The 18,935-nt window shown below is 66.7% G+C and carries 20 protein-coding genes; 6 read left to right on the top strand and 14 right to left on the bottom strand.

What is annotated here, in order from left to right; all coding sequences use genetic code 11:
- Nucleotides 1–32 precede the first annotated feature (32 nt).
- The 9 genes from D7316_RS13925 to D7316_RS13885 all read right to left on the bottom strand — a co-directional run bounded on the left by D7316_RS13925 (nt 33) and on the right by D7316_RS13885 (nt 10,982).
- Complete coding sequence (locus D7316_RS13925; protein WP_124708773.1) at nt 33–1,052, bottom strand: VOC family protein; 1,020 nt, start codon at nt 1,050–1,052, stop codon at nt 33–35.
- Nucleotides 1,053–1,156: 104 nt separating this feature from the next.
- On the bottom strand, nt 1,157–2,218 hold the full coding sequence (locus tag D7316_RS13920; RefSeq protein WP_124708772.1) for an amidohydrolase family protein: 1,062 nt from the start codon (nt 2,216–2,218) through the stop codon (nt 1,157–1,159).
- On the bottom strand, nt 2,215–3,342 hold the full coding sequence (locus D7316_RS13915) for an FAD-dependent monooxygenase (protein WP_124708771.1): 1,128 nt from the start codon (nt 3,340–3,342) through the stop codon (nt 2,215–2,217). The genes D7316_RS13920 and D7316_RS13915 overlap by 4 nt, the downstream gene beginning before the upstream one ends.
- A gap of 624 nt (nt 3,343–3,966) precedes the next feature.
- Entirely contained in the window at nt 3,967–5,328 is a 1,362-nt protein-coding gene (locus tag D7316_RS13910) for an MFS transporter (protein WP_124708770.1), read from the bottom strand.
- 140 nt (nt 5,329–5,468) lie between these two features.
- A complete protein-coding gene (locus tag D7316_RS13905; RefSeq protein WP_124708769.1) occupies nt 5,469–6,671 on the bottom strand; it encodes a cytochrome P450 in 1,203 nt (400 codons plus the stop codon).
- A 50-nt stretch (nt 6,672–6,721) separates the two neighbouring features.
- A complete protein-coding gene (locus tag D7316_RS13900) occupies nt 6,722–7,675 on the bottom strand; it encodes a PDR/VanB family oxidoreductase (RefSeq protein WP_124708768.1) in 954 nt (317 codons plus the stop codon).
- Nucleotides 7,676–7,740: 65 nt separating this feature from the next.
- A complete protein-coding gene (locus D7316_RS13895) occupies nt 7,741–8,532 on the bottom strand; it encodes an IclR family transcriptional regulator (RefSeq protein WP_124708767.1) in 792 nt (263 codons plus the stop codon).
- 92 nt (nt 8,533–8,624) lie between these two features.
- Nucleotides 8,625–9,980, bottom strand: a complete 1,356-nt coding sequence (locus tag D7316_RS13890; RefSeq protein WP_124708766.1) for a SagB family peptide dehydrogenase — start codon at nt 9,978–9,980, stop codon at nt 8,625–8,627.
- A 24-nt stretch (nt 9,981–10,004) separates the two neighbouring features.
- Nucleotides 10,005–10,982 (bottom strand): ABC transporter substrate-binding protein, encoded by a 978-nt coding sequence (locus D7316_RS13885; protein ID WP_124708765.1) that lies wholly within the window; start codon nt 10,980–10,982, stop codon nt 10,005–10,007.
- A gap of 113 nt (nt 10,983–11,095) precedes the next feature.
- Between D7316_RS13885 and D7316_RS13880 the strand changes: the two genes are divergently transcribed.
- Nucleotides 11,096–11,707, top strand: coding sequence for a DNA-binding protein (locus D7316_RS13880; RefSeq protein WP_124708764.1), 612 nt, complete (start codon nt 11,096–11,098; stop codon nt 11,705–11,707).
- Nucleotides 11,707–12,360: an RES family NAD+ phosphorylase gene (locus D7316_RS13875; RefSeq protein WP_408610008.1), complete on the top strand. Its 654-nt coding sequence runs from the start codon at nt 11,707–11,709 to the stop codon at nt 12,358–12,360. Before D7316_RS13880 ends, D7316_RS13875 begins: the two co-directional genes overlap by 1 nt.
- Before the next feature lie 89 nt (nt 12,361–12,449).
- Here D7316_RS13875 and D7316_RS13870 read toward each other — a convergent pair whose 3' ends face one another.
- Genes D7316_RS13870 through D7316_RS13850 form a run of 5 tightly spaced genes read right to left on the bottom strand, consistent with a single transcriptional unit; the run spans nt 12,450 to nt 15,839 of the window.
- Nucleotides 12,450–13,235: an exodeoxyribonuclease III gene (locus tag D7316_RS13870; protein WP_124708762.1), complete on the bottom strand. Its 786-nt coding sequence runs from the start codon at nt 13,233–13,235 to the stop codon at nt 12,450–12,452.
- 1 nt (nt 13,236) lies between these two features.
- Complete coding sequence (locus tag D7316_RS13865) at nt 13,237–13,749, bottom strand: barstar family protein (protein ID WP_124708761.1); 513 nt, start codon at nt 13,747–13,749, stop codon at nt 13,237–13,239.
- Nucleotides 13,749–14,228 carry a ribonuclease domain-containing protein gene (locus D7316_RS13860; RefSeq protein ID WP_232016905.1) on the bottom strand — a complete coding sequence of 160 codons (480 nt, stop codon included), beginning with the start codon at nt 14,226–14,228 and terminating at the stop codon, nt 13,749–13,751. The genes D7316_RS13865 and D7316_RS13860 overlap by 1 nt, the downstream gene beginning before the upstream one ends.
- Before the next feature lie 20 nt (nt 14,229–14,248).
- Complete coding sequence (locus D7316_RS13855; protein ID WP_124708760.1) at nt 14,249–15,220, bottom strand: N-acetylglutamate synthase, CG3035 family; 972 nt, start codon at nt 15,218–15,220, stop codon at nt 14,249–14,251.
- Between the two features lie 10 nt (nt 15,221–15,230).
- Complete coding sequence (locus D7316_RS13850; RefSeq protein ID WP_124708759.1) at nt 15,231–15,839, bottom strand: peptide deformylase; 609 nt, start codon at nt 15,837–15,839, stop codon at nt 15,231–15,233.
- 217 nt (nt 15,840–16,056) lie between these two features.
- Here D7316_RS13850 and D7316_RS13845 point away from each other — a divergent pair, with 217 nt between their 5' ends.
- From D7316_RS13845 to D7316_RS13830, 4 genes are all read left to right on the top strand, one after another.
- Entirely contained in the window at nt 16,057–16,431 is a 375-nt protein-coding gene (locus D7316_RS13845) for a DUF3263 domain-containing protein (RefSeq protein WP_124708758.1), read from the top strand.
- A 70-nt stretch (nt 16,432–16,501) separates the two neighbouring features.
- Complete coding sequence (locus tag D7316_RS13840) at nt 16,502–16,987, top strand: LytR C-terminal domain-containing protein (protein ID WP_124708757.1); 486 nt, start codon at nt 16,502–16,504, stop codon at nt 16,985–16,987.
- Between the two features lie 60 nt (nt 16,988–17,047).
- Nucleotides 17,048–17,740, top strand: coding sequence for a superoxide dismutase[Cu-Zn] (gene sodC / locus D7316_RS13835; RefSeq protein WP_124708756.1), 693 nt, complete (start codon nt 17,048–17,050; stop codon nt 17,738–17,740).
- A gap of 61 nt (nt 17,741–17,801) precedes the next feature.
- Entirely contained in the window at nt 17,802–18,929 is a 1,128-nt protein-coding gene (locus tag D7316_RS13830) for a glutamate--cysteine ligase (RefSeq protein ID WP_124711335.1), read from the top strand.
- Nucleotides 18,930–18,935: the final 6 nt, after the last annotated feature.

The raw sequence follows: 18,935 nt of genomic DNA, 5'->3' as shown, positions 1-18,935 counted from the left end.
CCTACCGGGTGAACACCGTTGCGAAAGTCTCCTCAGCCCCGGCCGTGCTGGGCGTACGGGTTGAGCAGCTCGGCCTTCATCTCATCAGAGACGCCTTCCTCTGTTGCGGTGAAACCATCGGCGGCAGGGAAGGACTCGGTCATCGACATGGGCATCGCGCTGTTGCGGAAGATGTTGTTGGAACCGTCGGATGGCTTCCACACCTTCGGCTCCCAGCCGGGCACGTAATTGCGGTAACCACCGGAATTCAGTTCCACCCGCATGGTGCTCGGTTCGCGGAAGTAGAGGAAGTTCTGTTCGCCGATCCCGTGCACTGAGGGGCCGTACTCCATGTCGGTCCCGCGCTCGAGCAGAACCTGCGCGCAGATCACCAACTCTTCGTACGTGTCGACCCAGAAGGCGAGGTGGTTGACCCGGCCTGGGGTGCTCGAGGTGTCCAGCACGACACCGAGATCGTGGGACTTCTCGTTGGTGGTGAGAACTCCGAACACCGTGATAGGCGCGTCGTCGAGCTCGGTGTATCCCATGATGCGGTAGTCGAGAACTTCCGCGTACCACTCACAGAATCCGCGGACATCGGTTGCCGCAATGGTGACATGGTCGAGGAATCGCGGTGCGCCGGCATGTGCCGACCGCATCTCCGGCCGATCGGGATAGATCGACCGATGCTCGGCATCTGCCTCGTAGTCGTCCACATCGAAGACCAATCGCATGGGGTGGCCGTAGGGGCCGGTGAACTCGAACGCCCGGCCGTACCCCAGTCCGCCATCCGTCCAGGTCCCTTGGATACCGGCCTGCTCGACCCGTGCGGCGGCCTCCTCGAGCGCTTCGGAACTCGTTGTTCGCCAGGCCATCTGATGCAGACCCGGTTGAGCGCCTGGTACGAGTACCACGCTGTAGGGCTGATAGTCGCCCCAGCAACGCAGATACACTCTGCCGTCGCGACGTGCGAACTCCCGCATACCGAACTTGCGAGTGTAGAAATCAGCTGAGCCATCGACATCGGGAGTCGTGATCTCGATGTGGACGAGGCCGGCTAGATACTTGTTCATGACAAGACCTTTCGTGAAATGGGGGACGGGAAAACGTTTGTTCCCCTGAGTGTCTGATCAGGTAGCCCGCTGCGGAAGCGGGATGTCGATATACGAGCTATCGATCACATCGATCGCTGCACCGGTGTGCGCTCGCGTTCCCCCAGAATCCGGTAGGCGTTGTGACGCAACACGTCAGCGCATTCGGCGGGATCGGCCAACGCCGACGTGACGGCATGAACCGGGTCATCGGAACCCATGTCGAACGGGTAATCGGATCCGAGCACCACCCGGTCGACACCGACCGTCTCGATCAGGGCGCGCAGTTGCCTGGCGTCATGGGTCAACGAGTCGAACCAGAGTTTGCGGAGGTAGTGCGACGGCGGTTGCAGGCAGACGCGGGCTTCGGGGCGCATCTCCCAGGCGCGGTCGGAACGGCCGATCGCGGTGGGAAGGTATCCCCCGCCATGGGCTGCGATCACCTGGAGTCCAGGGTGACGGTCGAGCACGCCGCTGAAAATCAAGTGTGACAGGGCGACAGCGTTCTCAGCTGGCTGCGCCACGGTGTTGGCCAGGTAGAAGCGGTCAAGTCGTTCGTCCAGTGAGCACCCGAATGGATGGAGAAAGATGACTGCGTTGAGGTCTTCGGCGGTCGCCCAGAATGATTCGAGCCGCGGATCGGAGAGCTCGACCGTGTTCGCCTGACCGCCGTCTACCGCCGCCCCGAAGGAGCCGATCTCGACACCGTCAAGGCCGCAGTCGGTGACTGCGTCGACCAGCATCGGAGCCATGAGATCGGGGTGTTGTAGAGGCGCCACCCCGAGCCCGCGCAGACGCCCTGGGGCTTGGGCGACGAGATCCATGACGGATCTGTTGAGCTCGCGGGCGACCTGTTCGGCCTCCGAGAAACCGAGGAAAGGGTAGTAATGCGAGGGGGACGGGGAGATCAGCTGGACATCGACGCCGCTGGCATCCATCGCCTCGATCCGGGTGTCGAGGTCGGTCAACAGACTCCATCGCGATGTGATCATCTGACCCGAAGCTGCCATGGATGATTCACCATTGCGTCGGATTTCCAGTTCACGGGCAGCCTGCAGGCCGGCGGCGTCGAGCTCGGCCACTCGTTGTTCGATCGGCGGGAACAGCGCGTGGGCGTGGACGTCGACAACGGGATTCGCCTCCGTCATGCCGGTTCCTTGACCATGGCGGCGACGCGATGCATGACGCCGGGGATGTCGGGATTGGGTTCCTTGTCGACCAACCAGCGCACGAGTTGCACCGACGACTCGACCACCTCCCGCGCGCGGGGGACACGCCGTTCGTGGAATCGCTCCATGACCGCATCATCGAGATCGCGTGCCTTGATCAACTCCTCGGCGAGGACCGCTGCGTCCTCGATCGCCATCGCGGCCCCTTGGGCGATGGTCGGGGGACAATTGTGTGCCGCGTCGCCGATGAGGACGACCCGGCCTCGGTGCCAGGCTCCGTCGAGCAGGTGGGTGGTGAACTTCGTGTAGTGGACGGCCGTGTTGTCGTCGATGGCGCGAGAAATGTCCTGCCATGGACCGCCGTACAGCCCGGCCAGCCGTCGCAGTTCGGGCCGGTCGGCGATCACATCCCGTTCGTGAGCGGGTTCGACGATGTACGCGTACATGTGGTTGTCGCTGATGGGGCAGTACCCCGCGATGTACAGCGGCCCGCCGTAGATGAGTTCGCTACGAGTGATGTCGGCCGGCCGCGGAACGATGGCCCGCCATGCGCCTGCACCGGTCGCGGCCGGAGTCACGTCGATGCCGATCAGCCGTCGCGTCACGGAGTTGATCCCGTCCGCGCCCACGAGGACGTCGAACTGTCGTTGCTCACCTGTGTGCAACGTGACTGTCACCGAACGGTCGTCCTGAGACACGTCGCTGACCCGTGCGTCATAGGTCAACCGAGCACCTGCCTGCTCAGCGCGAGCACGCACAATCGCGGCCAGATCGGGTCGGTACATGCCGAGGGTGGCAGGGAGGTCGTCCCCTCCGGTGCGGACGTCGGGTAGGACGGCGAGCACCGTCGCGTCAAGGTCGGGGGCGCGCAATGCCAGGGAGTCGCAGGGAAAGCCGCGCGCCAACAGTTCCGGCCACACGCCGATGTCACGCAGTACCCGTAGGGCGTTGCCCTGCAGAGTGATCCCGGACCCGAGGGTGTTGGTATCATCGACTTCCTTTTCAAGAACCTCGACATCGAATCCGGCGTCGCTCAGTAGCACCCCCAAAGTCAGCCCGGCAGCGCCGGCTCCTACGATCCCGATTCTCTCCACCGGAGCCATCAGATGTCCTCTCTCGAAGCTGGGCGGCGTCTCGTGACGGTGTCAGGCCATCGCGAGCTCATGTGTGCTGTGTCACTTACTGTGCGTGAGGGCGGGGGTGATCGGAAGCGCGTCGCGGCGATAGTTGGTATCGGGCTCATCGATAGCCGGGAAATGCTGGTGGAAGCGCGAGATCGCGTCGGGTGGCTATCGCCCGAGCGGCAAACGACACGGCGATGGGTCGGTTCGGGAACGCGCGAACGCCTCCCCTGCAGGCGTTCGCGATGCCTCGTTGATCGCGCGATTCTTGTGCCTGCCAGGCGTCGATACAATGATCCGAATTCACGTGCAGGATCGCCGGGTAGTAAATGACCGGTGGCGCAGTGTGATTTGGTCGATGATCGCTTGATCAATCGGATGGGAACGCGGAGGGGAGCGCGCCATGTGGGTGTGGGGGGTAGGACGATCTCGGCGAGTTCCTGACGATGGCCGACGGCGTGCACCTCGATGGCGTCGTCGGGAAGATCGCCGTGACGCGGTCGGTGCGTCGAAACTGTCCATTTGTCACCACAACCCGTCAGTACCCGCCGAGTCCATGGACTCGGCGGGTACTGGTCGTCTGGGCCGGGTGGGCGCGTCGCAGCGCTACACCGCCGCGGGCGCCGTCGACGACGTGACCTCGGTCGAGACACGGCGCCGACCACTGGAAGACAGTGCCATGATCGCCCCGGCCGCGGCGATGAACAGTACTGCCATCAGCACGTAGAGCGAGGCCGGCGACCAGTCCGCGTCGAGCAGCGCACCGGCGATCAGTGGCGACACGATGGCTCCGATGCGGCCGATCCCGATCGCCCAACCCATGCCTGTCGCCCTGATCGGGGCCGCGTAGGCCGTCGTCGTCAAGGCGTAAAGTCCTGCGATGCAGCCGTTGACGACGATTCCCAGGCCGAAACCGACCGTGAGCGCGAGTGCGAACACCGCCGCCGACGGTACGAAGATGGTCATCAGTCCGGCGGTCACGAGGAGATAGGCGATGAGGACTCTTGCGAGCCGGTAGCGCGCGGCGAGTGCACCGAGCAGGAACGTGCCGAGGATTCCGCCGAGGTTGAGGACCATGCCGCCGGTGATCCCCTCCTTGGCCGACATGCCGGCCTCGACGAGCAGCTTGGGTGTCCAACTGGTCACGAAGTAGAAGCCGAACATGGTGAAGAAGAACGCGGTCCAGACGAGCAGCGTCGTACGCCGGTTCTGCGTGTCGAACAGCCTTCTGGTGGTGGAGATGATCCCGGATCCACCGCTGCCGGAGGTGGTCTCGACCGGGAGTTCGTGAATCGGCTCCTGGCCGATCCGTCGTGCGAACGCGTTGACGGTATCGAGGGCACCCGCAGGTTGACGCACGAGGAGGAAGTCGATCGACTCGGGCAGGCGTACCAGGACGAGGGGGATCAGAGCGGCCGTGCCGATGCCGCCGGCGACGAAGACCGAACGCCACCCGAAGCTCTCGACGAGAAGAAGTGCCGCGATTCCGCCAAGGGTTGCGCCGATCGCGTAGCCGGTGGAGTTGAGACTGACGGCCAGGCCGCGCCACCTGGTGGAGGCGAGCTCTCCGCCGATCACGTTGCTGCATGCGAGAATTCCGCCGATGCCGACTCCGGTGAGGACGCGCAGGAGGCCGAGTTGGGTGGCGTTCTGGCTCAGCGAGGACAGCAGCATGCCTGTGGAGGAGAGCACCAGGCACGCCAGGATGAGCTTGCGGCGACCGATGATGTCGGCCAACGGTGCCAGCCCGAGTGATCCCAACGCCATGCCGAACAATCCAGCGCTCAACAGCAGGCCGAGCGTGCTGGTGGACAGGTCCCAATCGTCGGAGACCGACGTGGAGGTGAAGGCCATGGCGAGGACGTCATAGCCGTCGAGAACGTTGAGCGCGATGCAGATCGCGATGGCCGTCCACTGGTATCGGGACATCGGTCCCTCATCGATCCTCCTGCGAAGGTCTGTGGTCACGGTGGTCTCCTGTTCTGTGATGGTGAAGCCTGTGGTGATGGTGAGGTGGCGCGGTGTCATGGATGCCGGTTGTGGGAATGGCTCGGCCACCGCCGTCCTGCGTCGCGGACGCGGTGTGTGGGTGGTGCTGGGCGGCTACGTCACGTGATCAGCCGCAGCGGAATGGATTCCCAGGATCGAAGGGTGTTGTTCAGGTGCCGCTGCGGGGTGCCGGCGGGCTCGATGGCAGTGACGCGTCTGGCGAGTGCGGACAGCAGGGCCTCGGATTCGAGTCGCGCGACATGCTGCCCGACGCACTGATGGATGCCCATGCCGAAGCCGACGTGCCCGGACGGATCACGGTGCAGATCGAAATCGTCGGGTCGGGTCCAGCGACGGGGATCGCGGTTCGCGGCACCGAGGAACATCAGGATCTTCTCGCCGTCGGGGATGGTGACGTCGCCGACACGGATGTCGCTGGTCGCGGTTCGGAAGAAGGTCTGGACCGGGGACTCCCACCGGACCGCCTCGTCGAATGCGGTGCGAGCGAGGGACGGGTCCTCGCGAACGCGCTGCCACTGCTCAGGGTGGGTGGCAAACGCGTAGAGCACGGCGGCCAACCCGTTGACGGTGGTGTCGACGCCGGCAGTCAACAGCGACCGGACGATGAGCGGCGCCTGAGTCGGGGTGATGTCGCCGCGGTCGCTCGCGGCCCAGATCTGTGCGCCGAAGCCGTTGTCGGACAGATTCTCTCGACGACACTGCTCGTTCACCCATGCGGAGAGACCTGCAACGAGCGGCTCGCCGGCCTGGACGAGACTGTTGTGCGGCCCGAAGGCATTGAACGTGAGATTGCCGTACGGAAGGAGGTTCTCCCGCCCGGCCTCGCGGAGGCCCACGGCATCGGGAAAGACGCGGAGCGGAAAGGCCTGGGCCAGGGCGGGCACGGCGTCGATCTCGACGCCGGTGTCGAGGACCTGCGCGACGAGGCGATCGGCGTCGGCGATCCACTCATCACGAAGTCGCAGTAGGGCCCGCGGACCGAGGACCTTCGTCAGGACCGCTCGCGGTGCGTCGTGGAACGGTGGATCGGCTTCGAGCAGCACACTCGGTGGCCGCCACGGCTTCTCGAAGCGGAAGTTGCTCAGTCCGACACCGGCCGCGGACTGGAACGATTGCCAATCGGTGAGCGCCGCGCGCACCTGCTCGTAACGGCCCATCGCGTAGACGCCGTACTTCTCCAGGTATACGACGGGGCCGGCGTCGCGGAGGTCGGCCTGGAACGCAAGAGGATCCTCGAGAAGATCCAGGTCGAACGGATCGGCCGGAGATGTGGGCAGTGGGCACGGGGCTGTGGTGGTCATGGTCGTTTCCTGGGGTTGGAGGGTGATGTCCGGAGGTCAGACGTCGGAGGTCAGAGGTCGAGCGTCAGGCGGTCAGAACGCGACCGGGACACGCACACCAACATGCAGTCACCTGCTTCACGCTCATGGGGTTCGAGGACTGCGTCACGGTGATCCGGCTCGCCGGCCAAGACCGACGTCTCGCAGGTGCCGCACACGCCTTCGCGGCACGACGTGAGCACCCCCACGCCCGCGGACGAGAGGGCATCGACGATGGTCACATCGCACGGGATCGTCAGGATCTTCTGCGAGCGGGCGAGTTCGAGCTCGAACGGTGTGGTCCGCGCGGGAGCCGGATCGATCGACGAGAACCGCTCGATGCGGAGCTTGCCCACCGGCCAGTCGGCAGTCGTGGCGGTCAGCTCGTCGAGCAGGGTCAATGGGCCGCATGCGTAGACCTTGGTCGAGTCGTCCACTGCGCCCAGATGTTCGGCGAGGTCGATCCGGCCGTGAGTTCCGCTGGCCACGGCGGTGACCCGATCGCCGTGTGCCTCGAGCATGTCGAGGAACGGCATTTTTTCGCAGGTGCGGCCAAGGTACAGCAGCCGCCAGTCGGCACCCACGATCTCGGCCTGGGCGATCATCGGGATGATCGGGGTGATCCCGATGCCGCCGGCGATGAACACGTAGCGCTCCGAGGGCGACATCGGGAAGTTGTTGCGCGGACCGCCGACACCTACGGCATCACCGACGCGGAGTGTGTCGTGGACGTACGCGGAACCGCCGCGCCCCGCGGCCTCTCGCCGCACCGCGACCCGGTAGGTGTGTGCATCCCATCGGTTTCCGCACAGCGAGTACTGGCGGGTGAGCCCGTTGGGCAGAACCAGATCGACGTGGGCTCCCGGAGCCCAGTCCGGCAGTCGTCGCCCGTCCGGTCGAGCAAGGGTCACCGTCACCACGTCGGTGGCGACGGTCGCCTTGTCGACGACGTGGAGCGTGTTGTCCAGGTTGGTCTGACATCCCATGAGTTCTCCCCTTCGTGCGGTCAGTCAAGACTCGCGATCCGGGGAACCGAAGGGCTACGCCCGTCTCAATCATTGAGAGGGGAATCGTGGGATGGATCACTGAGGCCGGCAGCTCCTCCTGACATCACACGGCTGATCCCTCGCGCGGTGGATTTCAGAGCGGGTATGCGCCCGAACGCCGCGTCGTCGTTGGGGACGATCAGACCGAGGGCTGCGACGACCTCTCCGCGCCCACCCCGGATGGGTACCGCGATTCCGGTGGTGGACGGAAAGATGTGTCCGGCGCACAGTGCGTAGCCCTCGCGGCGCACGTGCGCGAGCGTGGCCCGGAGTTGTCCCGGGTCGGTGATGGTCTTGTCGGTGAACGACCGCATCGGTCTCGATGCCACCTCGTCGAGCACGGATGAGTCGGCGTAGGCGAGCAATACCAGACCCGAGGAGGACGCGTGCAGAGGCAGCCGTCCTGCGATTCTCGAGTAGTTGACCACGGGTGTCGGCGCACTGAGGCGTTCGAGGAACAGCACCTCGACGCCCTCCCGCACCGCGAGTTGGACGTCATTGCCGATCACGTGATGGAGATCGTGCATGAACGGCATCGCCGCCTCCCGCAGTCCGACGGCGGGTGATGCACGGGAGGCGACCTCCCACAAGCGAACGCCGATGCGGACGCCGGTCTCGGTGCGCTCGAGCCAGTGCGCGACCACGAGCTCCTCGATCAATCGCGAGGCCGTCGCCACATGCAAACCCGATCGCCGGGCGATCTCACCGACGGTGAGCACGGTGTCGTCGACTCCGAACGCCTCCACGACACGGATCGCCCGCGAGGTGACCGATTCGCCCGTCGGCACTCGTGGCATGTGGTTGATTGTGCCCTTGTGAGCAGGATCTGTCGTCGACCGGCGGACAACAAGCCGACGGTCGGTCGGGTACCCGGATCAAATTGCGGTACTCACCGTCTCGGCGTCCCGACGACGAAGCTGCCGACGTTGCATTCGACGAGTTCGTCGGTGCCGGTCGCCGCGGCGAAGGCGGCGGTGTCGCCGTAGCCCTGGGCCACACCGCCCAGGCCCATGGCGGTGGCGGTCAGATACAGCGTCTGGGTCAGCACGCCGACGTGCTTGAGGATGACGGCATACGGCATCTGTTCGTAGGTCCACATGATCCGGCCGGCGCGTGCGGCGAGGACGAAGAGCACCTGGGGGAGTCGGCCATCGGTCAGGGTGAGTGCGGCCGGCGCGATCAGGCGGGTGACCGCGGGATCGTCGTGGGGTGCGACCGGCCGCAGCACGTGATCGTACGAATCATAGTGATACATACCGGGTGTCACGCCGTCGGCGATGCGGATGACCGGATAGATCTCGAGTTCGTAGAGTGACCCGCCGGACGGGAACGGGCGCGACGGGAGTTCTTCGGGCACCGGCCGGTCGGCGTTGATGGTCCGGACACCCCGGGTGCGGGCGCACCGGTAGAGCAGTTCGCCGAGCTGCTCGGCGGTGACCGGATGGTCGTCGTCGAAGTCGCGTACCGACGTGCGGTCCTCGACGACGGCGGTCAGCGGCCGATCGTCGGTGCGCAGCGCGGCCAGATCGGGGGTGGGCAGGGACGTGGGCTCACCCGGGTACGAATCCCGTCGGGCGGGAACGGGTTCGAATGACCCGTCGGCCCATCGGGTCGGACCGAACGCAGCCCAGCTCGTGCCGCGATCCCCGACGGTGCTGCGGCGGTGGAACCAGAGCTCGTGCGGACTCCAACTCCGGGTCGCGAAGTGTTCGTCCTCGTCATCGCCGACGACGGCGTGACCCGACCACACGAGATCCGCGAGCAGCCGTTCCTGGGCGGTCGGCGCCAGGGTGTCCGGACCGTCGTCGAGACCCGTGAGGACGGCGAGCACGCCCGGGTCGCGCACCGCGATGTCGCACCACGCCCTGGGGTTCTCGGCCACGACGTCGTCGCCGGTGCGGCGGATGACGGTGAACCGGGAGATGCGGACGTCGGTCGGGACGTCGTCGGACCGCGCAGGTGGTCGACGAAAAGGTCTGATGGAGTAGAGCTCTCGGTCATCGAGGGATGCGGTCATGGCGATCGCTCCGGCCTCCACCAGCCGATCTCGCAACGTGGCGATGACCGTGTCCGCGTCGTCGATCTCGACGGGGCCGCTGTTGAGCCGGCGCAGGAACGCGACCTGCGCACGGTCGAGTCCGTCGAGCCGTTGCTTGGCCGGGAGCACGACCGCGACCCCACCGCCGCCGAGAAGGAACCGCGCCCCCTCGGTGAGGGCGTAGGTGAACTGCACTGTTGTGTTCATCGGCACGCGGTCATCGACGTACGGTCAGCGTGACGCCCGCTCGAGTGCGGGGTTCATCTTGTCCAGCAGGTACGGCAGCGAGAGCGGTGTCGGCTCGTTCAGGCCGCCGATCTCGGCGACCGTCAATCGGCTCACCGCACCCGTTTTCACCGATCGCAGATTCTGGTAGCCGGGTAATTTCTCCAACGTGGACATCAGCTGATCGGTGTTCGCGGTGAGGACCAGCAGGTCGGAGTTCAGCAGGGGCACGTTCTCGGTCGAGATCGGGTAGCGGGGCTGACCGTTGCGGCGGAACTGCGCGACGAGAGCGGGTGCGATGCTCATCCCCAACGAGCTGAACAGATAGGTGGCGCCGTCGTCGGGATCGCCCAGCACCTGGATCTGATCGGCCGAGTACATGTACGCCATCGTGTACGTCTTGCCATTGAGTCCCGGCATGGCCTTCTTGACCGAGTCGATCTTGGCGTCGACACCGGCGGTGATCTCCTTGGCCTTGTCGGGCTCACGCAGCACGGTGCCCAGGAACGTGACCATGTCCTGCCAGGGATCGATCTGCTTTCCGGTGATGCCGGGAATCGTCGGGGCGAGTTTGGAGATCTGGTCGTACATCTCCGGCTGCCCGTCCGCCATATAGGAGGTCGCGAGGATGAGGTCCGGCTTCGCCTTGGCCACCTGCGCGACGACGTCTTCGGTACTGATGGGTGTGGACCCCTCGAGCTTGTCGCGGGACCAGGGCGCGGGTTCACCGGTCAGGATCTGGATGTTGTCGAGGTAGGCGACCGGCGTGACGTCGAAGGACAGGGCGACGTCGATCCACTGTGCGCCGAGGGCGACGATCCGCTTGGGCACCCCGTTGATGGTCACCGAGCCCTTGGAGGTGTTGACCTGGATCGGTGCACCCCCGCTGTCGGCTTCGTCGGGGGCGCTGCATCCGCTGATGGCCAGGGTCGCGATCACGAGCGTGGCGAGCGAGAGGAACAGAACGCGGAGCGCACGAGTCATGCGTGCAGCCTAACCTAAGGCCCGAAACGCCAGCTCGGGAGCGCGATAGGTGGACCCGGCTCGCTAACGGTAGTAGCATTGCATCTATTGCCGTTAACGAAAGGTGGTGAGCGATGTCGGCTGTCGACGACGACCTTGATCGCTTGATTCGAGACCGCTTTGGGTTCGGGCGCGATGAGCTGGTGCATGCGCTGCAGACCCTGCCGGCGCATCGGCCCCGGGCGGCACGGCTGACCGACGGGGAGGCCCGACTGCTCGACGACGCGGGATTCACCGAGGATCTGGATGATTACTCAGTAGTTGCTGCCGACGCGACCGCACATATGGCTCGGATCTACAGCACGGCCTATCCTGCAACCGAGGTGGCGGCCGGGCTCGGCATATCTGATTCGCGGGTCCGTCAACTTCGTCTCGCACGTACTTTGTGGGCGATTGATGATGGCGGCTCCTGGGTGTTCCCGGCTCCACAGTTCGAACTGATCCACCGGAAAAATGCAACGGGCCGTGATGTGCACGAGTTCAAACAGATTCGTGGACTCGACAAGGTGTTTCCACACCTTCTCGCCCGTGGGCTACACCCCCTCGCGGTCGCGGGATTCCTCGACTCGCCGCAGCCGGACCTGCAGATCGACGGACAGCCGCAGTCGGTGCGGGAATGGTTGCGGTGCAGGCAACCGATGGCGCCGGTACTTCGCCTGCTCGAGGTCGGTGATTGGACGGCCTGATGACCCCAGAGCCGATGCTGCCCGGTCCGCCGGAGCCGGAAGTATTGCAGGCGTTGGGTATTCACGACGACGAGGTCCGTGTCATCGATATCGACGAGGTGTGGTGGCGGGTCCATCGCACGCTCGGCGCCCACGTACTGGCCTGGAATGCGCTGCGCACCTACGGGCCGGTCCTGCGGTTCGACCCCCACCGATTACCGACCGGTGAGGACCCCATCGGCCGTGGTGTTTGGTACGGCGCATCCACACCGGATGGCGCACTCGCGGAGGCCTTCCACACCGACCGCACGATTGACCGGGGCCGCGACGGGCCCTACCTCACCGGACTGTCGTGCACTCGCCCGGTCACCGTGATCGACATCGCCACAGACAGCACCGGCGCCTGGGCCAGCCGCGCGGGCGGCACCTATGCCCTGTCGACCGGGCAGCACCACATCACTCAACGCTGGGCTCGTCACATCGTCGAGGCCCACCCCGACATCGACGGCCTCCGATATAACAGCCGATTCGCCGGCACGCCCTGCCTGGCGCTGTTCACTCCGGCCGGTACCGCCATGCCCGGCCGACCGCAACTGTCCCTGCCCCTGACACACCCTGACCTCGCCGGCCGCATCGCCGGCGCCGCACGACGACTCGGATACGGCGTCATCTGAGGTGCAACTACTCCCGACGGACGACGCGGCGCCGTGTACGAGGGCGCATGGCGAAGGATCTCATGGTCCTGATCTCGAGGGCGAGCTCCTCAGGCCTCCACCACGACTGGTGCGTGATCGCTGGCGCCCTTGCCCTTTCGGGCGTCCCGATCGACGAACGCGCCGCGCACCCGGTCGTCGAAGGCCGGCGAGCAGAGCAGGGTGTCGATGCGCATCCCCTCGTTGCGCGGGAAGCGCAGCTGGGTGTAGTCCCAGAAGGTGTAGCCGTCGGCGTAGGGCAGGACCGAGTCCCGGAACCCGGCGTCGCGGATCGACTGCAGCGCAGCACGTTCGGGCTCGGAGGCGTGGACCGTGCCGTCGAACTGCGCCGGATCCCACACGTCGTCGTCGGTGGGGATGACATTCCAGTCGCCGGCGAGCACGATCTGGGCCGCCGGGTCATGGGCCAGCCACAGTGCGCCGATGTCCCGGAGTTTCTGCAGCCACTCCAGCTTGTACCGGTAGTGCGGGTCGTCGAGCGCGCGGCCGTTCGGCACGTACAGACTCCACACGCGGACGCCCCCGCACAGCGCCGACATCGCGCGTGCCTCGCGGGCGGGCGTCACGTGTTCGCTGCCGAAGGTCGGCTGCCCCTCGAAACCGATCTCGACCTCCTCGAGTCCGATCCGCGACGCGATCGCCACGCCGTTGAACCCGCCGGTCCCGACATGCATGACGTCGTAGCCCGCGGCGAGGAAGCTCATCACCGGGAACTCGTCGTCGCGGCACTTGGTCTCCTGCATCGCGAGGACGTCGATGTCGGCGCGTTCCATCCAGCCGACGATGGTCTCCGATCGGGCTCGGATCGAGTTCACGTTCCAGGTGGCGATGCGCATGTCAGCTCTCGATCAGGGCGACCGGCGAACCCGCATCGTGCCAACGGGACTCGATGCGCCGGCGCAGCGTGGGTGGGGCCAGCAGCACCACCGCGAAGGCCGCCGTGGGGTCGGCGACGTCGCGGTAGTGATCGCGGTAGAAGGCGAGTGAATCGGCGAACCAGCGCAGTTCGTCGGGCTCACCGCGCAGCAGGCGGGGAGCGTCCTCGATGATCGTGAGATAAGCCGTGGGCGCCGCGACGTGGTCCGGTCTGTCGCCGTCGAGGTCGCGCATGCAGTCGTCGAAGGCATCCTTGTTGTGGCCGAAATGCCCGGGGAAGTGCCAGGCGCGGGCGAACTCGTCGAGCAGCGCCGGGACGGTGTCCATCCGATCGGCGTCGACGGACCGCACGGCGAGGTGCTGTGGCACCCAGGGCAGCCGGGTGCCGGCCAGCACACCCGCCACCGGTCCGAACCGGCCCGCGGCGGAGATGAACTCGCCCAAGGGGATCGGGTTGTGTTCGGATCGGCTCATCAGGTCGGCCCCCGGATCAGGACGAAGCTCCGATAGTGGTCGTCGGTGTACCACGCGCTGCCGTCGCCACCGGTGACGATCCGCTCGGCATCCCGACCGCGGCCCGGCTCCTTGGGGTTGACGTCCCACTCCCGGTAGGTCGCGCGCCGCCCGTCGGCGCCGGTGGCCGGCAGGTTGCCCTCGTTGTTGCGAAACACGGTGCCGCCCCGGGTCCCCGGAGCGTTCGCGGCCTCCGGCCAGTCGCCGGCATCGATCAGCGCCAGGGTCCGCAGCACGTGGTCGGGCACGGGAGCAGTGGACGACGTCGCCCGGCCGGCCTGCGCGGAGGAGGTCGCCGTCGCCGCCGATGATGGGGTGGCCCCGTCGCCGCCGCTGTTGTTGATGACCCACGTGAGGGCCACGACGACGGCGATGACCACCAGCGCGGCGACCGACAGGATCGCCTGCCGTCGCTTGTCGCCCGCTGTGCTCGCCGCCACGCGCCTACCCTACGAGAACCTCAGATCTCGACGTACCGGTACGTGTGATGCAGGCCGAAACCGAGCCCGCGATACCAGTTCCCGGCGAGTCGGTTGTCCGCCTCGACCTGCACGTAGATGCGCTGTGCGCCGTGCTCGGCACCCCAGTCGACGAGCCTGCCCATGATCGCGCCGGCGAGCCGTTCGCGTCTGCGGGTGGGGGAGGTCCACAGGGCGGTGAGTCCGAGCCATCGGGTGCCGTCGGGGGATTCGGTAACCGTCGCGCGACCGATGGAGACGGGGTCCCCGGACTCGTCGATCGACGCCAGGGTGACCGGGCCCTGCGATCCGGCGACCACCGCGGCGGCCACCTCGACGTCGACGTCGGGGCCGCGGTAGGCGTGGAGCCACGCGGTGGTCGGTGTGTCGGTGAGCTGGACCGACACCTGTGCCGCGTCGACGAGGAAGCCGTCGACGTCGCGGACCAGCATCTGGACCTCGCCACTCGCCGGACGGCCGGAGATGTGGCCGGCCGGGATGAGTCGTTCGGGCAGCGCGATCATCGTCGGCAGACCACGGGCCGCGTACCACCCGCGCATCGCGGCGATCGCGGTGCCGTCGGTGTCCGCGCCGAACTCCAGCGGGACGGCCGAGTTGGCACGCCGGGTGAAACCGCCGCCGGCGCGTAGCAGCCAGCCCGACACCATCGCCGATTCGACACCGGGCCAGGCGGCCGCGGCCGCCGCCTCGACGGCCCGGATCTCCGAGTTGCGCACGGTCACCCGGGACAACAGCCGGATCGAGGTCACCGCGGAGCGCGGAATGGATTCGCGTGCGCCGTCACGCTCCACGACAAGCGGGTCGCCGTCGTCGCGCAGCACTCCCGTGACGTCGGAGAGCGCGGCCGCCGGGTCGCCCCGCCAGTCCGCAGGGGTCGCCGAGCCGAGTCGATAGCGCACCACGATCCGATCACCCACGAAGGGGATCCGGCCGGACGCGGGTGGGTCGTCCACGGTGTCCGCGTCAGTCCTCGTCGTCGTGGCCGAACGGGTCCTCGACCTCGCCCGGCAGCCAGGTCAGCCCGGGTACGCCCCAGCCCTGCCGCTTGATCGCCTTCTTCGCCGCCCGTGCGTTGCGACCCATCAGCACATCGACGTACAGGAAACCGTCGAGGTGGCCGACCTCGTGCTGCAGCATGCGGGCGAAGAATCCGGTGCCCTCGATGACGACGTCCTCGCCGTTGCGGTCGAGTCCGGTGACGCGTGCCCAGTCGGCGCGGCCGGTGGGGAACTGCTCACCCGGCACCGACAGACACCCTTCGTCGTTGTCGTCGGGGTCCGGCATCGTCTCCGGGATCTCGGAGGTCTCCAGCACCGGGTTGATGACCTCGCCGCGGCGCCGACGCGCCTCGAACCGTTCCCCCTCCGGACAGTCGAAGACGAACATCCGTTTGCTGATCCCGACCTGGTTGGCCGCCAGCCCAACGCCGTTGGCGGCATCCATGGTCTCGTACATGTCGTCGAGGAGCGTGACGAGTTCCGGCGTGGGCCGGCGCTGCGCGTCGAGCTCGACCAGTTCCGTCGCATGGTGCAGGACGGGTTCACCGACGATGCAGATCGGGAGAATTGCCATGCGGGACAGATTACCGAGCGGTGTCACACCACTTGTCCTCCCGTGGCGAGTCACACCACGAACCGGCTGCCGGATCGTGGTTAGATGATCTCCGAACCACATTGCTGTGATTTGTTCGGCGACCTGAATATCCGGTTCGATGGAGTTGTTCGGGCTGGTTGGTCGGGGGACCCTTTCCCGCGATGTGATGTGCACGAGGCGATCTTGAGGGAGCGAGATGGACGGCGCAGCTGCGCGAAGCCAGAAGCAGGGCGATCAACCCCGACCCACAGACCCCACCACCGCAGATGCTGCCGCCGATTCGACGAATGTCGCCGACCCGCATGAGGTCGGACCCGACGGTCTGTCCCGCCGTGAGCACGACATCCTCGCCTTCGAGCGTCAGTGGTGGAAGTACGCCGGCGCCAAGGAAGAGGCCATCAAGGAGCTCTTCGGACTGTCGGCCACCCGCTACTACCAGGTGCTGAACGCTCTCGTCGATCGTCCCGAGGCGCTGGCGGCCGATCCGATGCTGGTCAAGCGACTGCGGCGCCTCCGCGCGTCCCGCCAGAAGGCCCGCGCCGCCCGTCGTCTCGGCTTCGACATCACCTGACCGTAGATGGGCTCACGACACCGTCGGCCTCGCCGGGCACCGCGCCGGCTGTGAAGTAAGGTTCTCGGTGATGAATCCTGATCGCGAACCGAGTCGTCTGCCGTTGCGGGCCGGGGCCATGCTCCTGCTGGCGGTGGCCATCGTCTTCATCGGATTGGGCTGGCATTCCGCGGCGACCAGTGGTGACGATCCCGAGCAGGACCTCAAGGCCGCGCAGAGCCAGGTGAGCACCACGAGCACCGCCACCAGTGCCGCCTCGTCGTCACCGTCGGTGTCCGCGGACACCCCTGAGCTCTGCGTCTTCAACGCCGGCTCGGTCAGCGGCCTCGCCGGCGACGTCACCGACGCGCTGAAGGCCAAAGGTTTCCAGACCGCCGAACCGGGCAACCTCACCACGTCGTCGGTCACCGAGAACACCGTCTTCTACGACGACGGCCAGAAGTCGGCGGCCGACAAGGTGGCCGAGGCGCTCGGTGGCGATGCCAGCGTCGACCCTCGCCCGTCGTCGTTCACCCAGTGTTCCGACGGCATCCCGGTCATCGTGGTCACGCAGTGACCGTGGTGCCCACCCCGCAGTCCGACCGAATACGGCCCGTTGAAGATCACAAGGAGTGACATGACCGTCAACCACAATCCCCGTCGCTTCGCTCGCCCGGGTTCGATTCGAGTTCGCCGCACGCTCGCCGTGCTCGCCTCCGCGGGCATCGTCGGTGGGGCGCTGGCCGCATGCACTCCCGACGAGCCGCCGACCAACGTCCCCGGCACCACGCCGTCGGTGGTCACCGGCAACCAGGCTCCCCCCGGGGAGGTCGACGACGCCGACGGCATCGGCCAGGCGCCGAAGGAGAACGCCACCGCGAGTCTCATCGACGACAGCGGAAAGACGGTGGGCGAGGCCACCTTCGCGCCCAGCGGATCATCGGTCAAGGTCTCCGTGCGCGTGACCAGCGGATTGCCTGCCGGCTTCCACGGCATGCACATCCACCAGAACGGCGTCTGCCAGACCGGCGGCAGCGAGGCCTTCAGCAGCGCCGGCAGCCACCTGCAGGTCGACGGCCGCACGAGCCATCCGTCCAGCGGCGACCTGGTGTCGATCAACATCCTGAAGGACGGCACCGGCGAGACCGTCACCACCACCGACGCGGTGAACCTCGAGCAGATCGTCGGCAAGGCCATCGTCATCCACGAGAAGGCCGACAACTTCGCCAACATCCCGACGCGCTACGCGCCCGCCCCCGACGAGCAGACGATGAAGACCGGGGATGCGGGCAACCGGATCGCGTGCGGGGTGATCGAGGCCCACGAGTGACCTGGCCGGGATCATCGGGCGGCCGCCCGCGGGCGGCTGCCCGCACTGATCGACAGCCGTGATCACCCCGATCGAGTTCAACGGCTCGCCGACCCCGACGCTCGGGGTCGAGTGGGAGTTCGCTCTCACCGACAAGCAGTCCGGCGATCTGTCGAACTCGGCGGCCGCGTTGTTCGCGCTCGCGTCCGAGCGCGTCCCGGCCCGCCGCGGCAAGGTGCACAAGGAGTTGCTGCGCAACACCGTCGAGATCGTCACCGGGATCTGCCAGGACACCGCGGAGGCGATGGCGGACCTGTCGGCGACCCTCGACGCCGTGCGCGGTCTCACCGATGAACTCGGCATCGACCTCTACGGCGCGGGTACCCATCCGTTCGCCGAATGGTCGACGCAGTTGCTCACCGAGGGGCACCGGTATGCCGAGCTGATCGAGCGCACCCAGTGGTGGGGGCGGCAGATGCTGATCTGGGGCGTACATGTCCACGTCGGGATCAGCCACCGCGACAAGGTGTTACCGATCCTCGGGTCGCTGCTGAACTATTATCCGCATCTGCTGGCGCTGTCCTCGTCGTCGCCGATGTGGGCGGGGCAGGACACCAACTACGCGAGCAACCGGGCGATGATGTTCCAGCAGTTGCCCACCGCCGGCCTGCCGTTCCAGTTCGCCACGTGGCCCGAGTTCGAGGCGTTCGTGACGGACCAGAAGACCACCGGGATCATCGATCACCTCAACGAGATCCGTTGGGACATCCGGCCGTCACCGCACCTGGGCACCATCGAGGTGCGGGTCTGTGACGGGATGACGAACCTCACCGAACTGTCCGCGGTGGTCGCGCTGATCCATTGCCTCGTCGTCGACCTCGATCGCCGGCTCGAGGCGGGCGAGGACCTGCCGCAGATGGCACCGTGGCTGGTGCAGGAGAACAAATGGCGCGCAGCACGATACGGTCTCGACGCCATCGTCATCCTCGACGCGGACTGCAGTGAGCGGCTGGTCACCGACGACCTCGCCGACCTCCTCGTGCGCCTCGAACCGATCGCTCGCGATCTGAACTGTGTCGACGAACTCGGTCGCGTCGCCGACATCGTCTCCGCCGGGGCGAGCTACCAGCGCCAGCGCGCCGTGTACCGCACGACCGGCGACATGCGTGCGGTGGTGGCGTCGGTCGTCGGTGAACTCGACGGCCGGTGAGCCGGC

The sequence above is a fragment of the Gordonia insulae genome (assembly GCF_003855095.1).
In the GTDB taxonomy this organism is placed as follows: Bacteria; Actinomycetota; Actinomycetes; order Mycobacteriales; family Mycobacteriaceae; genus Gordonia; species Gordonia insulae.
This window is presented reverse-complemented; position numbering and strand designations above follow the sequence as displayed.

Bases quoted from the DNA above. Each gene is read 5' to 3' on its own strand.
- D7316_RS13845 (WP_124708758.1), top strand. From the start codon at position 16,057: ATGGACGGCGCAGCTGCGCGAAGCCAGAAGCAGGGCGATCAACCCCGA.
- D7316_RS13925 (WP_124708773.1), bottom strand. From the start codon at position 1,052: ATGAACAAGTATCTAGCCGGCCTCGTCCACATCGAGATCACGACTCCC.
- D7316_RS13865 (WP_124708761.1), bottom strand. From the start codon at position 13,749: ATGAGCCGATCCGAACACAACCCGATCCCCTTGGGCGAGTTCATCTCC.
- D7316_RS13850 (WP_124708759.1), bottom strand. From the start codon at position 15,839: ATGGCAATTCTCCCGATCTGCATCGTCGGTGAACCCGTCCTGCACCAT.
- sodC (WP_124708756.1), top strand. From the start codon at position 17,048: ATGACCGTCAACCACAATCCCCGTCGCTTCGCTCGCCCGGGTTCGATT.
- D7316_RS13840 (WP_124708757.1), top strand. From the start codon at position 16,502: ATGAATCCTGATCGCGAACCGAGTCGTCTGCCGTTGCGGGCCGGGGCC.
- D7316_RS13905 (WP_124708769.1), bottom strand. From the start codon at position 6,671: ATGACCACCACAGCCCCGTGCCCACTGCCCACATCTCCGGCCGATCCG.
- D7316_RS13870 (WP_124708762.1), bottom strand. From the start codon at position 13,235: ATGCGCATCGCCACCTGGAACGTGAACTCGATCCGAGCCCGATCGGAG.
- D7316_RS13880 (WP_124708764.1), top strand. From the start codon at position 11,096: ATGTCGGCTGTCGACGACGACCTTGATCGCTTGATTCGAGACCGCTTT.
- D7316_RS13915 (WP_124708771.1), bottom strand. From the start codon at position 3,342: ATGGCTCCGGTGGAGAGAATCGGGATCGTAGGAGCCGGCGCTGCCGGG.
- D7316_RS13900 (WP_124708768.1), bottom strand. From the start codon at position 7,675: ATGGGATGTCAGACCAACCTGGACAACACGCTCCACGTCGTCGACAAG.
- D7316_RS13875 (WP_408610008.1), top strand. From the start codon at position 11,707: ATGACCCCAGAGCCGATGCTGCCCGGTCCGCCGGAGCCGGAAGTATTG.
- D7316_RS13920 (WP_124708772.1), bottom strand. From the start codon at position 2,218: ATGACGGAGGCGAATCCCGTTGTCGACGTCCACGCCCACGCGCTGTTC.
- D7316_RS13885 (WP_124708765.1), bottom strand. From the start codon at position 10,982: ATGACTCGTGCGCTCCGCGTTCTGTTCCTCTCGCTCGCCACGCTCGTG.
- D7316_RS13890 (WP_124708766.1), bottom strand. From the start codon at position 9,980: ATGAACACAACAGTGCAGTTCACCTACGCCCTCACCGAGGGGGCGCGG.
- D7316_RS13895 (WP_124708767.1), bottom strand. From the start codon at position 8,532: ATGCCACGAGTGCCGACGGGCGAATCGGTCACCTCGCGGGCGATCCGT.